We start from the raw sequence: 22,569 nt of genomic DNA on the forward strand, positions 1-22,569 counted from the left end.
GGATACGGAACCAACAGGGCTCCTGTGCTGATGGGTTGAGACTTCGAACACCTCCCTCAACGGCACGGGAGCCCTGTCCGTTGCGGCACCCACCCTCACCTGACCGACGTCACCCGATCAGTGGCCACGCTGAAAGGGCTCACTGGATGACCAGTGTGAGGCCGTCGTACCGGGACCGGTAGACGGACTTCGTGCCATGGCATCGGGTCCGGCCCTGGCCGAGGAGTACGACGAATGGACCGAGGCCCGCCGCTACATGGGCCGCGAACTCCTCGCCAAAGCCCGACTCCACCCGATCGAGTCAGAAACCGACGACACCGCCCTGCCCACCGAACTCACCGCATAACCTCAAAAGCGAGATCACCGAGTGGCCGTCGAAACCCCACTCCAGTGGACGTGACCAGCGGGCCGCGACGGGCCGGACCACCCGCCACCTCCCGTGAAGCCGTCAAGGGTGCGGGGCCGGTAGGCAGGGGACTTGGGCCGGTTGCGGAGCGGGGCACGCCGAACGGGCCGAGGGCCGTCAGGCGAGGTTGGGCAGGATCTGAAGCGGGCCTGCCCCTTCGCGGTGAAGACCGTCAAGTGCTCTTCCGCATAGTCGAGTTGGGCGTCGGTGGCCCGCGCAGGCGCGTGTGCCGATCGCGCCGTCGACAGATTCCCACCCGCGACGGCAGCTTGCCCCCGGCCCTGCGACGACGGTTCGCCTCCGGCCGGCAGGCGCGAACCGGCCCCACCGGAATTCGCCTTGACCAGTCGATGGCGCGCTGCGCCACGGTGCCCTGCTGCAGCGCGGTCGTCGCTCCTGGCCCGGGCCGGCTCCTCATCCACCCCACGTCCTCCGGTCGACGGGGTTGGGCGCAGTCTCACCACGCAAGTGGTCCGACCACCACGCAGGGAATCAGCGGAAAGTCGCGACGCATGGGTGTTGTGTTGGGAAAGTGGTCTGATAAATATACGTGGCATCTACTCGATCACGCGCTACGGCTTCTGTGGAAGGGAACCCCGTGCCCGCTTCCTCTCGTCGCGACTTCCTCCGCGTCACCGGTGTCACCGGTGGCGGGCTCGCTCTTGCCGGCGGTTTCCGCCCGTTCACGGCGCATGCGGCGCCGCCCCGGCCCTCCGACGTCCCCTTCGTCCCGGAGGGCAAGGCCACCACGATCTGGTACCGCACGCCCGCGGACGAGAAGCGCATCATCGAGGAGGCGCTCCCGGTCGGAAACGGCCGCCTGGGAGCGCTCGTCGGCTGCGACCCGGCCGACGACTTCATCTACCTCACGGACGGCTCGTTCTGGTCGGGCGGACGCAACGACACCCTCACCGATGACGGTCAACTTCCCTATGGAAGAGATGACTTCGGCAGCTTCGGCCTGCTGGCCAAGCTGCGGATCGCCCTGTCGGGCCACACCAGCGACACGGTGACCGACTACCGCCGTCAACTCGATCTGAGCAACGGCGTGGTGTCCGCGACCTACCGGGTGCGCGGGAGCTCCTACCGCCGCGAGGTCTACACCAGCCACCCCGACGACGTGCTTGTCATCCGGCTCACCGGTGGACCGCACACCGGCACGATCTCGCTGGTCGGCACGCACGACGAGACCACCTCGGGCGGCAACGGGCAACTCTCCTTCACCGGGAAACTCGCCAACGGCCTGCGCTACGCCGCCGCGGTGACGGCGGTGGGCACCGGCGGTCATGTCTCCGCGAAGGACGACAAGCTGTCCTTCGCGGGCTGCCGTGAACTCCTGGTCGTGGTGTGCGGCGGCACCGACTACTCCCCTGACGCGGAGAAGGACTTCCGCGACGCGTCCAGCGACCCGCTGGCTACGGCCCGCGCCAAGGTGACGGCCGCCGCGCGCGTGTCCGGGACCCAGCTCCTGAAGACCCACGTCGCCGACTACCAGCGGTTGTACAACCGGTTCTCGATCGATCTCGGCGAGTCGACGGCCCTGCAGCGGTCGCTCGACTCCTGGTCGCGCATCGCCGTGCGCTACACGGACAAGTCCACACCGGACCCCGAACTGGAGGCCGCGTACCTCCAGTACGGCCGCTATCTGACCATCGTCGGCTCCCGCGACTGGCTCCCGATGAACCTGCAGGGTATCTGGGTGCACAACAACACCCCCGACTGGTACGCGGACTACCACACCGACATCAACATCCAGATGAACTACTGGCTGGCCGATCCCGCCGGCCTGGGGGAGAGCTCGTACGCCCTCGCCCGCTACTGCGTCTCCCAGCTCCCGGTCTGGACCGACGTCACCAAGCGCCTCTACAACAGCGAACGCAACCGGTTCCGCAACAGCAGCGGGAAGATCGCAGGCTGGGCCGTCGCGTTCTCCACGAACATCCACGGCGGCAGCGGCTGGGCCTGGCACCCGTCCGGCAACGCCTGGCTCTGCAACTCGCTGTGGCGGCACTACGAGTACAGCCAGGACCGCGAGTACCTGGAGCTTATCTACCCGGTCCTCAAGGGCGCGGCCGAGTTCTGGCAGGCGCGCCTGATCACCACCAAGGTCTCCGACGCGGACGGTACGTCGCGCGAGGTGCTGATCGACGACACCGCCTGGTCGCCCGAGCACGGTCCGGACAGGAAGGGCATCACCTACGCGCAGGAGCTGGCCTGGGAACTGTTCGAGGAGTTCAAGACCGCCTCCCGCGTACTGCAGCGCGACACCGAACTGGCCGCCGACCTGGCTGAGATGCAGGAGAGGCTCTACCTCCCCAGGGTCAGCCCGAAGACAGGGTGGCTGGAGGAATGGATGACCCCGGACAACCTGGGCGAGGTCACCCACCGCCACCTGTCCCCGCTGGTCGGCTTCTACCCCGGCGACCGCATCTCCACCGACAAGAGCCCGGCCGACCTGGTCGAGGGCGTTCGCGAACTGCTGACCGCCCGCGGCATGGACAGCTACGGCTGGGCCTGCGCCTGGCGCTCGCTGTGCTGGGCGCGTCTGAAGGACGCGGAGAAGGCGTACCAGCTCTACCTGACGGTGCTGCGGCCGTCGATCACCAACAGCAATGGAACCTCGGCCAACTGGTTCGACATGTACAGCCAGGGCAGTTACACGATCTTCCAGATCGACGCGAACCTGGGCGGCGCCACCGCGGCGGTCGAGATGCTCCTCTACTCACGCCCCGACGTCATCGAGTTGCTGCCCGCGCTCCCCGACGCATGGGCCGCCAAGGGCTCCGTGCGCGGCGTGGGCGCCCGCGGCGGCTTCGTGGTCGACTTGGCCTGGCGCAAGGGCAAGGTGACCGAAGTGACCGTCCGCAGCGTCGGCGGCACGACGACGGAGCTGCGCGCCGGCAGTTTCCGCAAGCAGATCAATCTCAAGCCCGGGAAGTCGGTGACGCTGAAGATCTCCTGACAGGCCATGGCTTCCGCGCGTGCCGCGGCCTGGGTTCTGCCGTCGAACTGACTTCGCTGGTGGAGCATGGTCGGGATGGCGCGTCGCCATGAACTGTTCGATGTGGGGCGGAAGTTCGTCCGGCCGCCGTTGCCCGAGTCATTGCGGTGCGGCAGGCGGCTGGACGACCGAACGACCGTCGCGGCAGCGGCGGTCGGCCCCGGGTCCCTGGACCCTCAGATCCGCAAGCGGCTGGTAGGGAGCGACCTGCTGGGCCGCGACGGATCAGGCCGCCGGAGAGGGGGCCAGCAGGTCCGCAGGGATGCCGCCCTTGTCAGGCGCGTAGAAGTCCTTGATCTCGGCTTCCCAGGCATCCACCCGGACCCGGTCGGCATCATCGGGCCCGAGGGCCTCGAACAGGGCTTGAATGTTCGGCAGGTCGAAGCCGACCCCCCTCAGCATGCCGGTGAACACCGGTCGCGAGACGGTACCGCTGTCGTCGAGGTCACCGAAGCGTGCGAAGCCGGCCGCGAACTCGTCGATCGCCCCGCCGAAGCGCTCCGGTGACAGGACGCATGCCTGGTACTCGTCGTAGGTGATCTGCCCGTCGCGGTTGGTGTCGAGTTCGTCGGCCAGCGTGTTCCAGTAGCGCGTGAAGCCGGCTTGCATGGCCTGCTTCCGTGCCTCGTCGGCTCCGGGCGCGGCCGCGGCGACCCGGTTGCTCATCAGTTCGAAGTCGTCGAATTCCAGGACCCCGTTGCCGTCGGCGTCGAACAGAGTGAAGACGAGTTTCACACGGTTGACCGCTTCGCTGCGCATGGGCTCATACCTTTCGTCAGGTCGGATGGGACGGGTGTACGTGCCGGCCGCGCCCTTCGTTGTGCGACGGCACGCCGGCGGATCGGTGAGCCGCGGACAGGTACGGCGAACATCGCGCGGGCGAGGGAGCAGTGTCTGCGGCCGACTGGTCGCCTGGTCATCGCGATGTCACTGTGCTGGCTGCGGAATCCGGTGTCCCGGGAAGAGCTGTCGCGTCATCGGAAAGGGTGAAGTCGGCGCCGATCCGGCATGAACCGGCCTCCTCGTGGCCTGGCCGGCACCGCGGCCCAAGCACGCTTTCGTGACGGCGGTTGCGAACCGCCCAAGAATTCGCCCGAGTCGCTGCGGCCACCTGCACGTACGTGGCCCAGTCGTTTCTGGGCTCCGCGCATGGCGCCGTGCGCCGGGGGACCGAACGGGAGCTGGTGGAACCGGCGTGCACGGCGCACTGGGTGGACGGGCAGCACCCCGTTCGATCTCCGCGCGCCCTACCGGTGGTCGCGGGCTGCCTTCAATGATGAGTCGAGCGCACGAGATCCAAGTCATTCCGCACCCCTGCCTGTCGGCCAGGTGGGTGTGCGGGGGAGGAGTCCACGTTGCTACTTCTCATCTCGCCGGACGGCATCGAGGAAGCCCTCGACTGTGCGAAGGCGGCTGATTCTCTCGACATCGTGGATGTCAAGAGGCCCGATGAGGGATCGCTCGGCGCGAACTTCCCGTGGGTCATCAGAGAGATCCGTGACGCGATCCCGGCGGACAAACCGGTGTCCGCGACCGTGGGGGACGTGCCCTACAAACCCGGCACCGTGGCACAGGCGGCGCTCGGTGCCGCCGTCTCCGGAGCCACCTACATCAAGGTCGGCCTCTACGGATGCACGACGCCCGACCAGGCTGTCGAGGTCATGCAAGGTGTCGTCCGGGCGGTGAAGGATTATCGGCCGGACGCGTTCGTCGTCGCCTCCGGTTACGCCGATGCCCACCGGATCGGCTGCGTCAACCCGCTCGCTCTGCCCGACATCGCCCTGCGCTCCGGCTCCGATGCGGCCATGCTGGACACCGCGGTCAAGGACGGGACGCGGTTGTTCGACCACGTACCGCCCGAGATCTGCGCGGAGTTCGTGCGGCGGGCGCACGAAGCCGATCTGCTCGCCGCCCTCGCGGGCAGCGTGAAGGTGGGCGACCTCGGTGCGCTGTACCGCATCGGCACGGACATCGTGGGTGTACGCGGGGCGGTGTGCGAAGGCGGCGACCGCAACTTCGGGAGGATCAAGCCGCAGCTGGTCGCCGCCTTCCGGGCGGAAATGGACCGGCACGCCCGGGAACACCCGGCCACCGCATCCACCGCGAGCTGACCGCCGGCATGGCCAGGCATCAACCCGGCAAGCACTTCGACGTAGTCGATCCGGCAACCGGAGAGACCTTTGACGAGGCTCCCGACCTGCCGCCGGACGAACTGGACGCCGTCGTTGGCCAGGCCCACGAGGCATGGCGCGATTGGCAGGCCGACGCCGGCGCCCGCACGACCGCATTACTCGAGGCCGCCGACGCCGTAGAGGCGGCCGGGGCGGACATCGCCCCCCTGCTGACCCGCGAGCAGGGCAAACCCCTGACCGAGTCGTACGGGGAAGTCGCCCGGACGGCCGCCCGCCTGCGCTACTTCGCGGAGTTGGCGCCGCAGTCACAGTCGCAGCCACAGCCGATCGCGGACGGTCGACCGGTCCGCAGCGAGATTCGTTGGCGTTCGCTCGGGCCTGTCGCAGCGATCGTCCCATGGAACTTCCCGCTTCAGCTCGCATCGGCGAAGTTCGCGCCCGCGCTCGCCGCAGGCAACACGATGGTGCTCAAGCCCTCGCCCTTCACCCCCCTCGCAACGCGGCTGCTGGGCACGGTTGTCGCGGCCGCCCTCCCCGAGGGCGTGCTGACGATCGTCACCGGTCGTGAACCTCTAGGCGCTCGCCTCGCTTCCCATGCGGGGATCCGCCACGTGACCTTCACCGGTTCGATTCCCACCGGACGGGCCGTCGCCCAGGGGGCGGCGACCTCACTCGCCCGCGTCACCCTGGAACTCGGCGGCAATGACGCGGCCATCCTGTTGGAGGACGCGGAGGTGGAGCGGATCGCGGACCGGCTGTTCTGGGCGGCGTTCCGCAACTGCGGGCAGGTCTGCATGGCGGTCAAGCGTGTCTACGTCCCGGACCGGCTCTACTCCGACGTGGTCGAGGCACTTGCCCAGCGCGCGAAGACCGTCGTCGTCGGAGCCGGTCTGGATCCGGAGACACAGCTGGGGCCGGTCAACAACGCGTCCCAACTGATTCGGGTCGAGAGCTACACGGCGCAGGCCGTGGCAGACGGCGCCCGAGCCGCGGCCGGGGGTCGTCGGCTGGACCGTCCGGGCTACTTCTTCGCGCCCACGATCCTGGCGGATGTCCCGGCCGGCAGCCCGGTGGTGACCGAGGAGCAGTTCGGGCCCGTCCTTCCGGTCCTGCGGTACGGGAGCGTCGACGAAGCCGTCGAGGCCGCCAACGACACCAGATTCGGACTGGGCGGCTCGGTATGGGGGACCGACCTCGACCGCGCCGAGGAGGTCGCCGAACGGCTGGAGTGCGGAACGGCGTGGATCAACCACCACGCCGAACTGTCCCTCGCCCAGCCGTTCGCGGGCTCCAAGGAGAGCGGTGTCGGCGTCGCCGGTGGTTCCTGGGGGCTCTACGGCAACCTCGGACCGTTCGTCGTGCACCGCCCGCGGGAGGCATGACGATGAGGTTCAGTGCGGCGGTACTGCGTACGTACGAGAGCCGATTCGCCGTCGAGGAGGTGGTCCTGACCACGGGTCCGGCCGACGGCGAGATCCTGGTCGAGATCGCCGGCTGCGGGATGTGCCGGACCGATCTCGCGGTCCGGCGTTCGGCGGGCCGCTCACCGTTGCCGGCCGTGCTCGGCCACGAAGGTGCCGGGACGGTGGTGGAGACGGGCAGCCCGCACACCGGCCTGCGCAACGGCGACCATGTCGTACTGAGCTTCGACTCCTGCGGCCACTGCCGGAACTGCATGAACGCCGCCCCCGCCCACTGCGACTCCTTCGCCTCGCTCAATCTCTTCGGAGGACGCAAGGAGAACGCCGCGCGGTTCACCGACGTGGCCGGGGACGAACTGGCCCCGCGGTGGTTCGGCCAGTCCTCGTTCGCCCAGTACGCGGTGGTCCCGGCCCGCAACGCGGTACGGGTCGACTCCTCGCTGCCCATCGAACTGCTGGGGCCGCTCGGCTGCGGCTTCCTCACCGGCGCCGGAGCGGTCTTCAACTCCTTCGGCGCCGGGCCCGGAGACACCCTCGCGGTTTTCGGCGCAGGAGCGGTGGGCCTGGCCGCAGTGATGGCGGCCACCGCCTCCGGAGCGGTGACCGTGGCAGTCGACCGGCACCCGGGACGGCTGGCTCTCGCCGAACGATTCGGCGCGACCCCGCTGTACGCCGCGTCACCTGACCTGCCCGGCCACATACGACGACTGACCGACGGCGGCGCGTGCTACGCGCTGGACACCACGGCCTCCGCCCGGCTGATCAACGACGCACTACTGGCTCTCCGTCCGACCGGTCACCTCGGACTGGTGGCCCGGCTCCACACCACGTTGCCGCTCGAGCCGGGGGCGCTGGACCGCGGCAGGAGAATCTCCCACATCTGCGAGGGGGACGCGGTACCAGGGCTGCTGATTCCCCTTTTGACCGGGCTCTGGCGGGCTGGACGATTTCCCTTCGACGAGCTCATCCGCACCTATCCGCTCGCCGACATCAACGAGGCCGAACGCGACTGCGAAGCGGGCCGCGTGGTCAAGCCCGTCGTGATTCCGGAAGGGAGGAGGCCATGAGCGGACGTACAGCGCGTCTTGCCTCCGGATCCTCCCTTCGCGAGCCCCTCACCAACGGAGGAAACGTGGTCGGCACGACGCAACACGACATCGGCATGGAAGGTGTGGAAGGGGGTGTGGGGGTGACCGCTCTGCTGGTCGCCGCGGCGCGGGCGATCGAGACCCACCGCGACGACACGTTGGCGCGGGACGTGTACGCGGAGCACTTCGTGCGCGCCGCACCGGGGTCCACCGGCTGGCCGGTCCGCATTCAACAGGTGCCGGACGGGGACGCGAACCCTCTCTGGGGACGATTCGCGCGCTACTTCGGTCTGCGGACCAGGGTCCTCGACGACTTTCTCCTGACGTCGGTGCACACGGGTGGCGCCCGTCAAGTGGTGCTGCTCGGCTCGGGGCTGGACTCCCGCGCCTTCCGGCTCGCCTGGCCTCCCGGATGCGTGGTCTTCGAGATCGACAGGCAAGGGGTGCTGGCGTTCAAGCAGAAGGTCCTTGATGGACTGTCGGCCGTCCCGAAGGCAGGGCGTGTCCCCATTCCGATCGATCTCCGTGCCGACTGGGCCGCGGCGCTCGCCGACGCGGGCTTCGACCCGGCCGCACCGAGCGCCTGGCTGGCCGAGGGGTTGCTGTTCTACCTGCCGGCGGCCGCCGAGACGTATCTCATCGACATGGTCGACCGGTTGAGCGCGGCAGGGAGCACTCTGGCGTTCGAGGTGAAGCTCGAGAAGGACTTGCTGGAATACCGCGACAGCCCGCTCTACACGGCGACGGCACAGCAGATCGGCATCGACCTCCTGAATCTCTTCGCCAGGGAGCCGCGGCCCGACTCCGCAGGTGACCTGGCCGGCAAGGGATGGTCCACTACGGTCCACACCCCTTTCGACTTCACTCGTCGGCACGGACGTGGCCCACTGCCCGAGCAGAACGACGCCCTGGCAGGCAACCGGTGGGTGTTCGCGAACAAGCCCCGCCCGTGACGCTACGGCCGGACGACCCGGCTCCTGCCCGGCCGAAGCCGACCCCGTCGCGAGCGCGACGACCGGCTGACCACCGCCAATGGGTCGGCCCGGAGGACATCGACCGCCAGAGGCAGGAGATGGGCGAGGCCCACGTCCTGCCTGATCAGCAACCGCAGGTCCTCGACCGTCAAGCTGCCGATGGGTCGGCGCCGAAGCGCGCGCACGGTCGCCATCAGCCGGGTCTCGCCGCCCGACGGGTCCGCTGCCCAACTGCTGTCCTCAAGTTTCTCAAGGCTGCGGTCACGGTTCACGAGTCGCGTCACGCACCGATCGTTCCACGTCAGATCTCAAAGCGCCGTCCCGAACCGGGCTTTGAGGGTACGGAGAAGGCCTCCGTCCTCGTTCTCGAAGCCCGGCACTCGTCGAGAGCTCCGCCGAGTCGGTCTCGTCGACGGATCTGCGGACGTCTGATCAGTGCTGGGGTGCGAGCCCTTGGACGACAGGTCGTTCTGGCCCTCGGTGTCCAACCGAGGGCCGGGCAACGAAAGCCGGGACAGCAACGACCTGGCGTCCGCCGGCGGGGCCGGATGAGGCTGGCCTCAGGTCATGGCCCCGAACGCGCCGGCGAAGTACACCAGTGGCCGGGCTTCCACCCGATGCGCGAAGTGCCGGGCGTCGCCGACGAAAATGGTGTGGTCGCCTCCGGGGAGTGCCGCCGACACATCGCACACGATGGAGGCGATGGCGTCCGTGAGCACCGGAACGCCGTGCTCCTCACTGACACTCACGCCTGCGAACTTGTCCTCCTTGGGGGTCGCGAAGTTCCTGGCGAGCGCTTGATCGCCTTCCCCGAGGATGTTGACGGCGAATCGTCCGTGATCGGCGATCGCGCTGCGGGTGAAGAGGCGGTTGCTGATGCAGACGATCAGCTGCAGCGGCTCCATGGAAAGGGACGAGACGGCACTGGCCGTCATGCCGATGGGGGCGTTCCCCGACCGGGTCGTGATGACGCTGACCCCCGTGGCGAGCCGGCTCATCGTGGCCCGGAAGGCGTCCTTCGTGTCAAGGGTTTGCGGCATCTCAAGGCTCTCGGACATCGGCAGACCTCCCTGAATATTGATCTGAGCGCTGTGCGGGTGAATTGCAGCGTGCTTCAGTACCCGTTAATGGCGGGAAAACTGATGTGATCCCTGCAACGAAGCAGGTATTTCGGTCGGGTGGTGGCAGCGGCCACTGCCGTAGCCGGTCCACCAGGTCCCCGATCTCTCCCTGAGCGAGGTACGCTCCGGCCGGCCGCAGGCCCTGCTCCTGGACACGGCCTTTCACCGCGGGCAACGCTCACCGGCGAAGGCTCAGCCCTGGGCAGGGGAGAGAACGAAGGTGTGCCGCAGCGACGTGTAGGGCTGGTCCGTGCGGTCGCCGTATGGTCCGGTTCCGGCGTCGTGGGAGGCGAAATCGACCACGAACGAGTCCTTGACGCCGAAGACCGGATCCCGCTCCAGGTACGGGTCGTCGGACGGGCACAGCATCGTCGTCACCCGCTGGAAGCCGGGCGCGTCGATGACCACGTGGACATGAGCGGGGCGCGTCAAGGGCCGGTCAGCGGCCCGCATGAGCTCGCCCACTGTTCCGCCTCCCGGGATCGGGTAGCTCGCCGGACGGATGGAGCGAAAGGCGAAGCGACCCTCGCCGTCACTCCGCAGCAGGGCACGCATCGCGGGCCCCTTCAGCCCTGGGACGTCGACGTCGTAGTGGCCGTCGGAGTCGCTGTGCCACACGTCGACAGCCGCGTCGGCGACCGGCTCGCCCTCGGGATCGGTCACCAGACCCTCGAAGAAGAGCGGGGTACCCGTGAGGCCCGCGGAGATGTCTGCGGCATGGGGGTGCTCAGGCCGGTCCTCGCGGAAGTAGGGGCCGATGACACTGTTCGGGGTGGCCACCGACTCGCGCCGGTGGTTCAGCGCGTCCACCAGCATGGTGACGCCCAGGACATCGGAGAGCAGGATGAACTCCTGCCGCGTCGGAGTGCACAGATGACCGGTGCGGGTGAGGAAGTCGATGCCGATGGCCCACTCCTCCTCGGTCAGTCCTACCTCGCGCACGAAGGCATGAGTGTGACGGACGAGCGCCATGAGAATCTCGGCGGTACGAGGGTCCTCGGCGCCGTCCAAGGTGGCGATCACCGCATCGGTGATGGTCTCACTGTCGAGGTCACGCAAGAGGGCGCTCCTTGGTGATGAAGTCGGTGAGGTGGAAAGGGCGCAGGAGGAGCTCGGCCCGCGGGGCGTTCGCCGGCCCACGCCCGGGTCAGCAGCGCCCCTGGCCGATGAGCGGGCCACCGGCCGCGGGTTCCCGTAGGCGTCGCGGACGATCAGGTCGGTGGCCTGGTCGGGCCCCGCTTCTGGCATGACCAGGTTCCTCAAGGCACAGGGGACACCGAGGTCTCTGGCGAAGTCGAAGAGAGCAGCCGCTGCACCCTCGGAGCCCGGAAGCGTGCGTGCGACACGCTCGACGGCATCGGGAGCGGCCGCCGCGCTGAAGGCGTAGACGTGCGAAGGAACCACCGCGCGACTCGACAGAGGGCAGATCGAACGTGCCCGGGCCGCCCCCTACCTGACGCGCGGAGGGACTCACCCGTCCATGGTTCGTGAATCGCGGGCCGGCGAGGCACGCTGCCGATGTGCTCGGCCCGCAGGGTTTCGCGGGCCGAGCACATCGGTGGCGGCGGTTATGCGTCCTGGGTCTTGATGTAGTCGGGCTGGTCCTTGTCGTCCAGCGAGAAGCCCTGGTTGGCATCGGCGCCGCGAGCGGACGCCGACCGGGTGGCGGCAGGAGTCGCCGAGCCGAACAACTCCTCGCGTTCGGCGAGGACGCGCGCCGTCATCTCGTCGGCGGTGCCGAGACCGGTCGCCTGGCGCGCCAGGTCGGTAATGGAGCCCCCGGGGTCGGTCGAGATGCGCTGCATCGTCAGCAGCTTGATGAGGAACAGCGGCGTGCCCTGGAACCTCTCGAAGGACCTGAAGCGACCGGCCCAGTCGCTCAGGTACCGGTCCTGGACGAACTTGAAGAGCCGCACCTTGTCGTGTGCGCTCATCGTCGTGCCGTGGAACATCTCCAGAAGCCTGGTGCCGATCCCGGGAACCTCGAAGTCCTTCCCGCTCGGCGACAGCACCGCCGAGCGGCCGCACATCTCGACGATCTTCTCCGTCAGCCGGCTCACGTTCTCCAGGTAGTGTGCGCGGCCGAAGTCGTAGAAGATGTTGTTCGGCTTGCACAGGCCCCGCGGCGTCACGAACGCGGTCGCCTCCGATGCGATGGTGAAGGCACGCAGCGTCTCGTGGAAGCGGACGAGGTCGGCGATGTCGGATCCCACGACCGGGTGCTGGAGCGTTCCCGTCGTCTGCGCGACGAGGACCGCCAGCCCCGTCATGAGTTCCGCGTTGACGATCATGTGGTGCAGAGTGTCGGCGTGCTCGAAGTCGAACGTACGCTGCGCGTAAAGCCGGGAGTGATCGACGTTGCCCAGGTGGTAGACGTGCTCCCACGGGATGAGCACGTCATCGAAGTACGCCATGGAGTCGAGCTCGTCGCCCAGGCTTGACAGCGGCCGCTCGAAGTCGGCCTCGGCGGGCGTGGCGTTGGAACGGCGTCCCACGTGCGTGACCTTCGGGTGGTTCACCGGCACGCTCGCCCAGATGATGTGCTCGGGCTCCGTCCCGGGCTTCACGATGTTGCCGAGCAGGATCGTGTCGGCGAATATGACCGCGGTGGAGACCCCCTTCCAGCCTTCGACCACGATGCCTTCGTCATTGCGCTCCTTGACGCGCAGCATCGGGTTGCGTGCGGCCGCCCCGGGGTCGGAGCGGTCCCGCTGCACGTCGTTCAACAGGGGGACCGTCCAGAGGTCCGCGTCGCGGTTGACCTCGAAGTCGGCGATGATGTTGGCGGCGAGGTCGACGTGCGCGGGCGTGTCCTTGGACAGCTCGGCCCAAGGAGCGGTGTCGTCGACGAGGGCGTACCAGTTGCCGTTGTTGCTCTGGGGAAGGCGGCCGAAGGCGCCGCCGGCGAAGCGGCGGATCACCTGGTCGGCGTAGTCGCGCCGTCGTTCGAGGTCCTGCTGGTTGCGCGGGTACAGCCACCCGATCGGGCGTCGCGTGCCGTCCTCGTCGACGAAGGTCAGGGAGTCCTGGTTCTCGGCCTCGTGATGCAGGTCGTAGAAGCGCGCGGCCTGCTCGGCGTAGCCACGCGTCAGGGGATGCTTCGTCACATCGTCGATGCGTTCACCGTCGATGTAGACATTGCGCCCGTCACGCAGGGAATTCAGGTAATCCGAACCGGTCCTCATGGTCATTTCTCCAGTTCTCCGGGGATGCATCTCATCGTCGTGATCAATGCGTTAACCATCCGCGAGACGGTGTTAGCCCGGCGTTTAACTGCGATCTTGCTCGAGGTTCGGCAATTTCCGGTGGACCGTTTCCGCGCGTAAGGAGAGGTGATTGCAGCCGGTCGACGTCGTGGTGCCCGAGCCGGTGTGCGTTGCGCGCGAGAGAGGCGTCCCGGCCCCGGCCGATGCGGTGTCGATGCGGCCGCCGGGCCGGGCTGGGGTCCCGCGGAGCTCCCACCACGCGGGCGGGCGTGAGGCGGTGGGGTCGGCCGACCGCTCCACGGGGCGGAGTGCCGGTGTTGCCATGCGGCGCGCGAAGAGGTGTGCGCTGTCCGAAGTGCCGGTGAGGTGTGCTGATCCGGCATCAGGCACCTGGAAATCCGCCGCCGACAGCCAATCGACGGAGCCGACGAGTGCCACCGCGCCGCTGCCCTACAGGGCCGGAGGACGGGCCGGCAGCCGCGGTGCCTCATGCACCACGGCTGGTCAGCGTCCCCACATGCGGTGGAAGGACCGAGATCGGCGCGCTCCTATCGGCGCAGCTGCGCGACGAGCCGCCGGACCTCGTCGGACGGTGGCACGCCGAGCTCCCGCATTCGTGCGACATACCGTTGGTAGAGCGCCAGCACGGCGTCGTCGCTGCCGCTGGCATGCGCGAGACTGATGGCGAGTTGCCACGCCTGTTCGCGGTACGGATCTTCGCGAAGGACGCGGTCCACCAGCCGCTTCGCCTCACCATAACGGTTCATGCGAAACGCGAGCTTGGCCGCGTCGACGCGAGCAGAGGTGAAGGTCTCCGTCAGTGCCTCGCGACGCTCGACAACCCATTCCCCTGAAGCCGTCGCCAGGTAGGGCCCGCTCTCGGCGATGCTGAGAGCGTGCGACAGAGTCTTGAGACGAACCTCTCCGTCCTGCCTCCCGGCTTGGGCGAGGAGGTCGACCGCCCGCTGTGCCGAACCCACGGCCAAGGCGGGGCCGACCAGTTGAAAGGCATCGCCTTGCTGCGCCGGACCCAAGCTGTCAGGCAGTACCTCACGAAGCCGGAAGAGCGCCTGCCTCAGGTAACTGCGGCAGGCGGCATCGCTGCGGCCGCCGAAGAGCACCCCGAGAAGCTCTTCACGCGTGGCCCTGCGCTCGGGCGCCCAGAGCAGGTAACTGAGGAGCTCGATACTTTTCGTCAGTCGGGGCCGGGCCGTGTTTCCGTCGACCGTGAGGGCCGGCTCACCGAACTCCTCTAGGACGAGCCGGGGCGTACTCACGTTCACGCGTACGCGATGTTGGCCGGACAGCACGGTGAGGGTCTCGTGCCAGGGTGACATGCGACTGGACTTCGTGTCCGCGGCTCTGGCCGCGACCGACGGTACGTCCGCCAGGGCCGTGAGCAGCAAGTGCTGTGTTCCGTGCGCCGAGGCGGAAGCCATCGCGAGGTCGGCCGTGGCGTCGGCCTCGTCCTCGAGCCCGAGGCGCCATTGCGCCTCGGACAAGTACACGGCAACCGTGGGGAGTTCGAGACGGCGGTCTCCCTTCTGCATGCTCCGCAGGCATTCCGCGAGGTACTCGTGCCCTTCGGCGTCCCTGTTCTGCAGCAGAAGCGACAGGCCCGACCACATCAGCCACGTCTCCCGGGTGAGGGCGTACGCGCAGGCCCCACCGGAGGTCGCCTCCGCCAATGCGCGGTCGGCACGTCGGGTGTCACCCTTGAGGCGCAGCCACAGCTTGGCTTCAGCGAGAAGGCTCATGTTCTGGTACACCTTCGAGCCGGTTGCCGCGATGAGCTCTCTCCCTCGCTTGATGGATGCGTAGGCCTCGTCCTCGCGGCCGAGGTCAAGCATGAGATCGACGGCGTCGACGGCATGCAACCAGACCGGCTGCGACGAAGCACGGCGAGGCTCGTACATCGCCATCGCGGCGTCCAGGCGCCCGGTGGCACGGAGCGCGGCGACGACCCAGGGGGCCCCGAGTACGGTCCGCCAAGGGTCGAACGAGTGGGGTGCGTCGAGCCCTTCAAGGCGACCACGGAAGAAGGCCACGCGCATCAGGAGACCGTCGAGGGGGCCGGAGGGCACGGTGGAGTACCCCGGGAAGGGCGGTGGCTCCTCGCCGGTCGCGCCCGCGATCAACGAGTCGGCGATGCCGCGGCCTCGCCCCGGTGGCAGCTGCTCTGCGATGAGTTGCGCCTCCTCGAGCCGCCCGGAGTGCCAAAGACACCAGCACGTCAGGACGCGGGCCTCCTCGGAGTCGGGAGCCCCGGGTGCTGGAAGCCAGTCGTAGCCGTGTCGATCGATGAACTCGATTCCGCGACCCCATTGCTCCAGGGCGAAGGCGACGCGCATGACGACGGATCCGACCTCCGGAGTCGGGGTCCGGACCGAGGTGCCCAGGGCGTCGAGCCAGCGTGCCGCCGGTGCGAAGTCCATCCGCGCGACCAGACCAGGGAGGACGTCGGCGGCCAACCGCCCGGCCGCCTCCAGGTCGCCGATCCGGAGCAGTTCGTCGACGGCTTCCTCGCGCGCGCCGTTGGCGATCAGGACTTCGGCGTGTCTGCGACGAAGGGCGCCGTGCGTCGTGGCGTCTTCCCGTCCCAGGGCTTCGAGCAGAAAGTCGCGGAACACCGGGTGCGGCGTCATCCTCGAACCGTCAGGGGACCATGTCACAGGAAGGTGCCGGGCGCGGAGGCCTGCCATGACCTGCGCCGCGTTCTCCTGGCCCAGGGCGCGGGCGCCCTCGACCGATACCTCGTCGAGCAGACTGGTGTGGAGGAGGAACGTTCTTTCCTTCAGGGAGAGCGAGTTGAAGACGTTCGCCGCGACATAGGACCGCAGCATGTCGGGATCCAGGTCGTGTGACTGCGTATGACGCCAGCCCTCGAACAGGACGCCGGTGACCCAGCCCCCTGTCGCCGCCACCGCCTGGGCGGGGTTCACGTCGCCGCGGCCGACGGTGCGCAGGGCTGCGCCGGCTTCCTGGGTGTCGAACGAGAGATCGTCCTCGCCCAGCTCGCCCACCCGGTCATGCGCGCTGGTCGAGCCCCAGTCGAGTCGGACGTCGATGCGCGAGATCAACACGAGGTTCACGCCGGACGGCAGGTAGCGCGCGAAGAAGGACAGTACGGCGACGCAGGTCTCGTCGGGGGCGATTCGCTCCACGTTGTCGCACACAAGGACGAGCCGGCTTCCCTGGAGGCTTTCCGCCAGCAGCCCGGCTGCCTCACCGATGTGGAGACTGTTGCTCAGCGCGTCGGACGCCACGTTGGCCGCGCTGGGCACGGCGCCCTCGACTGCCGCCTCGAGGTACACGAGCAGACGCCCCGCCGCCTGCTCCGTACCGTCGAGGGTCAGCCAGGCAACGGGCCTGTCGAGGTCACTGACACCCAGAGCCACCGCGGTGGTCTTGCCGGCACCGGCTGCCGCGAAGACATTCACCACGGAGTGGCGGTCGAGCAGCTTCCTCAAGCGTTGACTGAGCCTCTCACGGACGACGATGCCTTTCGCCGACTCCGGCATCGCCAGTTTTCGCCTGATGATCGCGCGATGCTGTCGACGTGGAGTCATCAAACCGCTCGGCCGATCGAGATCGTAGCCACCCATCAATTCTCGCGCCCTCCGTACGCCTCAGTGCCCTTCCGCGGGCTTTCGCCGGTCCTCCGGGAAGAAGAAGCCATCCGAAGGGGGAGGGGCCGGCGACCACGCTTCGATCCAACGGGCGTTCTCGTTACGTTCGTTGACCAATCCATGCGTGCCTTCGGTGCCTGCCCGTGCCAGTTCGCCGGTGTCGATGACCTCCTCGTTCCCATCGAGGGCCCCTCGCATTCCGCCGGAGGTGAAGCAGTTGATCTTCTTGAACGGGTGATACCGGACCTTCGCCGGCAGGCCCGGCCCGGACTGCGGCGCGACCTCGCACACGAAGACCGTGGGTGTGTTGTGCCCCCAGCAATGGGTCGGCCATCAGCCTGAGGCTGATGTGCTTGACGTCGCAACAGTGGTGGCCGGCATCGACAGCGACGCGTCAGGTGCCGTGGACGGCGTCCAGCAGGGTCCGACGCTGCGATGCGGGGAGTCCGTCTCCGTCGGTCGACCGAGACTCACACCAGGAGCGGGCTCGACGGCGACGCCGCTACGGGATCCGCCGGACGTCGGCGACTTCGACGCGCGGACACCAGCCCAGGGCGATCCCCTCACCACGGCGGACAGCGGATGGGCGACACGCACGGGCGTCACTCCGTAGCCGCCGGAACCGGGTTCGTGGCGCGGTGCGGCGAAGGCGGCTTGGCTGTTTCGGCTCGCGAGCAACGACGACTCCTCGGACGGGGTGCGGGTCCAGCCTGTCGTCGCCCCACGAGCCGGCTGGTACGGGCCGGTCTCCAGGCGCGCGGCACCATGCGCATGCCCAACCAAGAACGCCTGCCGCAGACTTGGCGCGTCCTCGGCATGGTAGAACTTCCCATCCGCCGCATGTGCGATGCAGTAAGCCATCTCAACCTCTCCGATCACACACGGAAAGATGTCCTGGGCGCTCATCGCTTGCCCAGCTGCCGGGTGATCCTCATGGGGCTCCGCCCGAGGGGGTGCTGAGGACCGTGGTTCGCGGCCGACGGCGGCCGCGAACCGCCTGCCGACCCACCGTCGTCGGCTCAGTGGATCTGTAAGCCCTTGAGTCGCCTGCCGTGAAGGCTTCGGGCGTACTCGGCCTGCTCGGTGGAGGTTGTCACCTCAGGACCCAGAGCCCAGGGCTCCGGGAGGCCACGGGCCCTGCGGGCAGGCGCGTGAACGACCCGGAGTGTGACGGCTCCGAACGCTTCCCTGCGAGCATCAGAGTGGCGAGCATCGGGGTACTGGTCGCCAGTTCGCATCCAATGCCACCCTCTCCGTTCACTCAAGCCATCGTTCACGGACCGTTTTTGGAAACCAGCGGCGCAGTCAGTGACCGTTCGAGTTGCTCGACCGGAATCGACGAGACCGTGTCTCTCCGTGGATTGGACACTTGCAAGGAGCTGTTGATTCCCTACAGTTTAGCCGAGGGGTGTTAGTGGGGCGTTAATCACAACGTAGGCGCCGTTAGCGATGCCGTTGCGGGAGCCTTGTGTCGAAGCATCGTGAGCTGGTCGGATGGGCCCATCCGGTGATCTCGGAACCGGCGCTGCCGCCCTGGTAGGAGGATCCGGTCGCGCCGGCGGGGAGGTGGCTGCTGATGTCCACCGCCGAGCGACGGGGGCGCGTGGCGATTCAGCACGCAAGTTGCTCCGACAGCGGTCGTGCCGCACGGCTGACCGGGCCGAGGGGGATCCGGCCGGATGACGGAACCAACCGAGTCCATGTCAGCCGCTACCAAGAGTGATTCGGCCTCGGCCGCCTGCTTCGACCAGCAGCCGTCAAAGGAACGCACCTTTCGGAAGATGCGAGGTGGCTCGACAGCCCACCTGTGAACTCGGCGTTAGCCGCGCTTGCGGTGGTCCCGGCGTTTCAGATCCACTCTCCGTACAAGCAGTGGACCGTTGCCTGGAGGAATCGAGCACGGCGCATGTTGAAATGTGGAAGGCCACATGGGCTTTTGTGACCGATAGCAGTCGAGATACGGGTCTCGCCTATCGCACAGGCTCTGGTCGGCGTGGCGTCAAGCCGGTGAAATCCATCAACTGCATTCCGGCAGACGTGGATGCGGGGCGGCATGGCTTCGGCGTCGTCGAGAACAACGCCGGACGACAGCTCGCATCGACCTCCTGGACACGTTCGACGAGAAGATCACCACGTCAGCCTTCGGTAAAGATCTGAACGCATGGAGAGGACTCGGGTCATGAACAGCGTGGACAGCGACTGGAGCGGTGGCGTAGAGCAGGAAGTGGTCGGTGGCACCGCCGTCTTGACCATTCACAACGGCGAGCGGAACCTGCTGAACCCAGGCATCCTCACCGACATCCTTACCCGCCTGCAAAAGTGTGACGACGACCCGGACATCCGCGCGGTCCTGCTCACCGGTGCCGGCGAGACCTTCTCCGGTGGTCTCGATGTCGCCGCTATCAAAGCCGGCGCAGATCCGGCCCTGTTCGGCGAGACGCTGACGGAGGCCCTCCGGATCTTCCCTCGCCTTGGATTGCCGGTCGCGGCGGCCGTCAACGGCGACGCGCTCGCCGCGGGCGCTGCGTTCGTCGCGGCCTGCGACTTCGCCGCAGCAGTGGAGAGTGCGCGAATCGGCACGTTCGAGGTCAGCTTCGGGGGGTGGCCGATGATCGCCCAGGTGCCCATTATTCAGCGGCTCGGGCCGCGTCTGGCGATCGAGAACATCGCTTCCGGTGAGCCGTTCACCGCCGAGAGGGCCCGCGAGGTCGGTCTCGTACAGACCGTCGTCGGAGCCGGCCGAGCAACTGCGGTTGCTCAGGAGTGGCTCGACAACGCGCTGAGGGCGGCCGACGCAGGTGCTCCTGGCCGGCGCCTTGTCTACGATCTCGCGTCGATGTCATACGACGAGGCGCTCGACGCGTCGCTGCCGCGTTTCGTCGAGTTGTTCGACAAGTAGGACGGCAGGCGGCAGGCGGTAGCCAGGCAGGACGCCATGGCTTTACGCCTCGCCTTCTCGGCTTCCTCGGCTCGGCCGCCGTCTCGGAGGGCGGGCGTCGGCGCAGAGGTGTAGAACGGTGCGGGTGTCCTGCCCGGTGGCCGGCTCGCGGAGTTCGTCGAGCCGGCCAAGGCGTGCCGGCAGTTCGGTGTAGGCGGTCAGGGTGTGGGGGGCGAGTGAACGGCGCCCGGTCATGTCCTTTCGCCGAGTACCCGGATTGCTTCGTCAGCGTGGCTCAAGCGTTCCAGCACCTGGGCCTGGGCTCCTGTGCGTCCGAGCGAGCACAGTCCCGCAGGCCCTCGGCGCGGGCTCGCGCCGCGCGGTTTCGGCGAACGGGTCGTCACCGTGCCGCCCGGTCGTCACCGCGCCGCCCGGTTGTGGCTACACCGCCCGGTCGTAGCGGCGCTGCGACGCGCCGATGTGCGGGCAGGGTCAGAGCAGTGACTCGAAGTACGCCTTTTGCGCGGGGTAGTAGTCCGCGAAGTCGGGGCGGGGCCCACCTGTGCGGGCCGCGGTGAGCATGTCCAGGTAGTACTCCCAGCCTGGTCCGGTCTCACCGAGGTGTTCCGTGGAGGTGAGGTGGTGGATCAGCCGGAGCTCCGTGACGCCGTCGCTCTCGGCCACCAGCAGCTCCAATGACCACGAGCCGGATTCGGCCTGCGTCGAGACCGCGAGCCGGTGTGGTGCTTCGCAGGCGTCGACGCGGACCGGGATCCAGTCGTCCGACTCCTCGAACGCCATCTGCACTTCGATGGTGCGGCCGGGAGCTCCCTCGCCGCGCCAGGGGCCGAACCAGCGCGCGGTGCGCTCCGGCTCCGTGACACTCGCCCAGACGTCGTCGGCGGAGGCGCGGTAGGTGCGGGTGAGGATCAGGTCGTGGCCCGTCGCGGTGGGGACGAGCTGCCCGGAGGGATCGAGAGTCATGCCGTGTCCTTCTGTTCCTTCTGTCGTGCTGTGATCGGGGTGCCGACGGGCTCGGATCGGCTGCGTTCCCGGCGCGCGCGGTGGACCTCGGTGTCCAGTGCCGCGAGCTGGCGGGACCAGTCCGGGGCCTGACGGACCTCGAACTGGACGAGCCACTCGATGAGCCGGCCGAGCGGTAGGTGGACGAGCGTGTAGCGCCGGTGCCGCCCGTGCTGCTCGTCGCGCACCAGTCCGCTTTCCCGCAGTACCCGCAGGTGACGGCTCACCGCCGGGCGGCTGATGGAGAACCGGGCGGCGATCTCGCCCGCCGTCAGCGGGGTGTGCCGCAGCATGACCAGGATCTCCCGGCGCACCGGATCGGCGACGGCGGCGGCCACGTCGGTCAGTTCGTCCACGGGAAAAGCGTAACCCATGGGTTACGCGTCATGTCATCGCACCGGTCGTTCGGAGACGGCGCCGCGGCCGAGCCCTGGTCCGAACCGGGACGGCGGGCGGCCCGGGGGACCGCCCGCCGCCGACCTCCCGAGGGCCGTCGGCAAAAGGACCTGGCGGTCGGGAGGGCGCCGCCAGGCCCCCGTGGACGATTTTGTCGGGTCAGTGGATCTGCTTGCGGATGATGTCCTCCAGTGACTCTGTGGGGACCTGGCCCGCCGGGGTCAGCTTGTCGACGGCCTGCGGAAGGTCGTGGGCGAGCTGGCCGGCGGCCTCGTCGGGGCTGACGCCCGCCTGCTGAGCAGCCTGCTGGAGGACGTTGTCCGGCAGCGCCTCCTTGACCTGGGCGCCGTTGACGGGCTGGTTTTCACCGGTGCCGATCCAGGACTGCGCCTGGTCGGCGAGACCGGACTTGGTCAGCATGTCCAGCAGGCCGCCGAGGGGGTCGTTCGCGCGTCCGGCGGCTTGGCCGCCGCCCGCACCACCGCCCGCACCACCGCCCGAGCCGCCGCCCGCGCCGCCGCCCATCAGTGCCCCGAGCAGCGCGCCGAGAATGTTGCCCGCGCCGCCGCCCGCCGCGCCGCTGCCGCCCTGGCCGCCGAGGAGACCACCAAGGAGGGAGCCGAGGTCGTTACCCGCCATGATCGTGTGCCTTTCGAAGGGAGACCGGGCGCGTGTCGGTGTCAGGCCCGGCTTGATATCGACATTGCCACCCAAATAGCCCCATACGCCACTCGGGGCACGGTCTCCTGGGTTGGGTCGCCGCGCGGACAGCCGTCTGTGGCTTCACCTGCGGCGGCTACGCGTGGTTCACGGCCTGGCGGCGGGCTCGCCCTCGTCGCCCGCTGCGGCCGGCGCAGGGAGCACTTCCCGAATGTCGATGCCCCTGGAGAAGGTCGGCTTGCTCGGCAGGACCGAGGCGAAGCAGACGCCGAGTCCCCCCGGCGCAGCACGAGTGCGGGGACGGTGACACATACCCGCGAGTTCTGCAAGGTGTTCCGCATCCGCTGCCACGGCGCCATGGGCACTCCCAGCTCTTCGCGACGCGTCAGGCTCTACTCGCTTGCTCTGTTCGAGCGACAGGTGGTGGAGCGACAGCGAACCAGAGCGGGCGAAGCTCGCCGTGAGGGCCTTCGTGGAGCCACTGAGCAGTGCCGAAGTACATACAGCCGCGTGGCCCGACTCGCGAGTGATCTCGTGACAGTGCGTGAGGGGGGAACGCGATGGCGCTGAGGATCTACGGGCCTCCTTTGGATCGGGGTGGCCGCAGTTCTTCAGTGCCGGCCGCCCCGGTGCC

Annotated in this window: 16 protein-coding genes and 1 pseudogene; 7 read left to right on the forward strand and 10 right to left on the reverse strand. The window is 68.4% G+C overall.

The genetic code is table 11. The features are described from left to right. Positions 1–205: 205 nt before the first annotated feature. Positions 206–346, forward strand: a pseudogene (locus ACWCPM_RS28290) (IS256 family transposase); the annotation flags it as partial. 658 nt (positions 347–1,004) lie between these two features. Then, positions 1,005–3,368, forward strand: coding sequence for a glycoside hydrolase family 95 protein (locus ACWCPM_RS28295; RefSeq protein ID WP_450979086.1), 2,364 nt, complete (start codon positions 1,005–1,007; stop codon positions 3,366–3,368). Positions 3,369–3,632: 264 nt separating this feature from the next. On the opposite strand, the gene ACWCPM_RS28300 is transcribed toward ACWCPM_RS28295, so the two are convergent. Beyond that, a complete protein-coding gene (locus tag ACWCPM_RS28300) occupies positions 3,633–4,166 on the reverse strand; it encodes an EF-hand domain-containing protein (protein WP_450979087.1) in 534 nt (177 codons plus the stop codon). 596 nt (positions 4,167–4,762) lie between these two features. Between ACWCPM_RS28300 and ACWCPM_RS28305 the strand changes: the two genes are divergently transcribed. From ACWCPM_RS28305 to ACWCPM_RS28320, 4 genes are all read left to right on the forward strand, one after another. Continuing rightward, positions 4,763–5,518 carry a (5-formylfuran-3-yl)methyl phosphate synthase gene (locus ACWCPM_RS28305; protein WP_450979088.1) on the forward strand — a complete coding sequence of 252 codons (756 nt, stop codon included), beginning with the start codon at positions 4,763–4,765 and terminating at the stop codon, positions 5,516–5,518. A gap of 8 nt (positions 5,519–5,526) precedes the next feature. Continuing rightward, on the forward strand, positions 5,527–6,921 hold the full coding sequence (locus ACWCPM_RS28310) for an aldehyde dehydrogenase family protein (RefSeq protein ID WP_450979089.1): 1,395 nt from the start codon (positions 5,527–5,529) through the stop codon (positions 6,919–6,921). A 2-nt stretch (positions 6,922–6,923) separates the two neighbouring features. Beyond that, positions 6,924–8,027 (forward strand): NAD(P)-dependent alcohol dehydrogenase, encoded by a 1,104-nt coding sequence (locus tag ACWCPM_RS28315; protein ID WP_450979090.1) that lies wholly within the window; start codon positions 6,924–6,926, stop codon positions 8,025–8,027. Positions 8,028–8,122: 95 nt separating this feature from the next. Continuing rightward, complete coding sequence (locus ACWCPM_RS28320; protein WP_450979131.1) at positions 8,123–9,001, forward strand: class I SAM-dependent methyltransferase; 879 nt, start codon at positions 8,123–8,125, stop codon at positions 8,999–9,001. Positions 9,002–9,003: 2 nt separating this feature from the next. Here ACWCPM_RS28320 and ACWCPM_RS28325 read toward each other — a convergent pair whose 3' ends face one another. The 6 genes from ACWCPM_RS28325 to ACWCPM_RS28350 form a co-directional block, all read right to left on the reverse strand. Next, positions 9,004–9,306: a contact-dependent growth inhibition system immunity protein gene (locus ACWCPM_RS28325; RefSeq protein WP_450979091.1), complete on the reverse strand. Its 303-nt coding sequence runs from the start codon at positions 9,304–9,306 to the stop codon at positions 9,004–9,006. Positions 9,307–9,582: 276 nt separating this feature from the next. Continuing rightward, the gene (locus ACWCPM_RS28330; protein WP_450979092.1) at positions 9,583–10,080 is read right to left on the reverse strand and encodes a flavin reductase family protein; all 498 of its coding nucleotides are present in this window, start codon (positions 10,078–10,080) and stop codon (positions 9,583–9,585) included. 255 nt (positions 10,081–10,335) lie between these two features. After that, positions 10,336–11,202: a dioxygenase family protein gene (locus ACWCPM_RS28335; RefSeq protein WP_450979093.1), complete on the reverse strand. Its 867-nt coding sequence runs from the start codon at positions 11,200–11,202 to the stop codon at positions 10,336–10,338. Positions 11,203–11,711: 509 nt separating this feature from the next. Next, complete coding sequence (locus tag ACWCPM_RS28340) at positions 11,712–13,328, reverse strand: 4-hydroxyphenylacetate 3-hydroxylase N-terminal domain-containing protein (protein WP_450979094.1); 1,617 nt, start codon at positions 13,326–13,328, stop codon at positions 11,712–11,714. 569 nt (positions 13,329–13,897) lie between these two features. Further along, a complete protein-coding gene (locus ACWCPM_RS28345; protein WP_450979095.1) occupies positions 13,898–16,954 on the reverse strand; it encodes a BTAD domain-containing putative transcriptional regulator in 3,057 nt (1,018 codons plus the stop codon). A gap of 24 nt (positions 16,955–16,978) precedes the next feature. After that, positions 16,979–17,269, reverse strand: a complete 291-nt coding sequence (locus tag ACWCPM_RS28350) for a hypothetical protein (RefSeq protein ID WP_450979096.1) — start codon at positions 17,267–17,269, stop codon at positions 16,979–16,981. A gap of 1,888 nt (positions 17,270–19,157) precedes the next feature. On the opposite strand from ACWCPM_RS28350, the gene ACWCPM_RS28355 reads away from it, so the two are divergent. Continuing rightward, on the forward strand, positions 19,158–19,877 hold the full coding sequence (locus ACWCPM_RS28355) for an enoyl-CoA hydratase/isomerase family protein (protein WP_450979097.1): 720 nt from the start codon (positions 19,158–19,160) through the stop codon (positions 19,875–19,877). Between the two features lie 471 nt (positions 19,878–20,348). Here ACWCPM_RS28355 and ACWCPM_RS28360 read toward each other — a convergent pair whose 3' ends face one another. From ACWCPM_RS28360 to ACWCPM_RS28370, 3 genes are all read right to left on the reverse strand, one after another. After that, positions 20,349–20,840 carry an SRPBCC family protein gene (locus tag ACWCPM_RS28360; RefSeq protein ID WP_450979098.1) on the reverse strand — a complete coding sequence of 164 codons (492 nt, stop codon included), beginning with the start codon at positions 20,838–20,840 and terminating at the stop codon, positions 20,349–20,351. Beyond that, positions 20,837–21,235, reverse strand: coding sequence for an ArsR/SmtB family transcription factor (locus ACWCPM_RS28365; RefSeq protein ID WP_450979099.1), 399 nt, complete (start codon positions 21,233–21,235; stop codon positions 20,837–20,839). Before ACWCPM_RS28365 ends, ACWCPM_RS28360 begins: the two co-directional genes overlap by 4 nt. Before the next feature lie 199 nt (positions 21,236–21,434). Beyond that, complete coding sequence (locus ACWCPM_RS28370; protein ID WP_450979100.1) at positions 21,435–21,914, reverse strand: YidB family protein; 480 nt, start codon at positions 21,912–21,914, stop codon at positions 21,435–21,437. Between the last annotated feature and the right edge of the window lie 655 nt (positions 21,915–22,569).

It is taken from the genome of Streptomyces sp. NPDC002309 (assembly GCF_053593375.1).

What these genes read in the sequence shown, in the direction of transcription:
- ACWCPM_RS28300 (WP_450979087.1), bottom strand. Translation starts at nt 4,166, where the DNA reads ATGCGCAGCGAAGCGGTCAACCGTGTGAAACTCGTCTTCACTCTGTTC.
- ACWCPM_RS28310 (WP_450979089.1), top strand. Translation starts at nt 5,527, where the DNA reads ATGGCCAGGCATCAACCCGGCAAGCACTTCGACGTAGTCGATCCGGCA.
- ACWCPM_RS28315 (WP_450979090.1), top strand. Translation starts at nt 6,924, where the DNA reads ATGAGGTTCAGTGCGGCGGTACTGCGTACGTACGAGAGCCGATTCGCC.
- ACWCPM_RS28320 (WP_450979131.1), top strand. Translation starts at nt 8,123, where the DNA reads ATGGAAGGTGTGGAAGGGGGTGTGGGGGTGACCGCTCTGCTGGTCGCC.
- ACWCPM_RS28330 (WP_450979092.1), bottom strand. Translation starts at nt 10,080, where the DNA reads ATGTCCGAGAGCCTTGAGATGCCGCAAACCCTTGACACGAAGGACGCC.
- ACWCPM_RS28340 (WP_450979094.1), bottom strand. Translation starts at nt 13,328, where the DNA reads ATGAGGACCGGTTCGGATTACCTGAATTCCCTGCGTGACGGGCGCAAT.
- ACWCPM_RS28345 (WP_450979095.1), bottom strand. Translation starts at nt 16,954, where the DNA reads ATGGGTGGCTACGATCTCGATCGGCCGAGCGGTTTGATGACTCCACGT.
- ACWCPM_RS28355 (WP_450979097.1), top strand. Translation starts at nt 19,158, where the DNA reads ATGAACAGCGTGGACAGCGACTGGAGCGGTGGCGTAGAGCAGGAAGTG.
- ACWCPM_RS28360 (WP_450979098.1), bottom strand. Translation starts at nt 20,840, where the DNA reads ATGACTCTCGATCCCTCCGGGCAGCTCGTCCCCACCGCGACGGGCCAC.
- ACWCPM_RS28370 (WP_450979100.1), bottom strand. Translation starts at nt 21,914, where the DNA reads ATGGCGGGTAACGACCTCGGCTCCCTCCTTGGTGGTCTCCTCGGCGGC.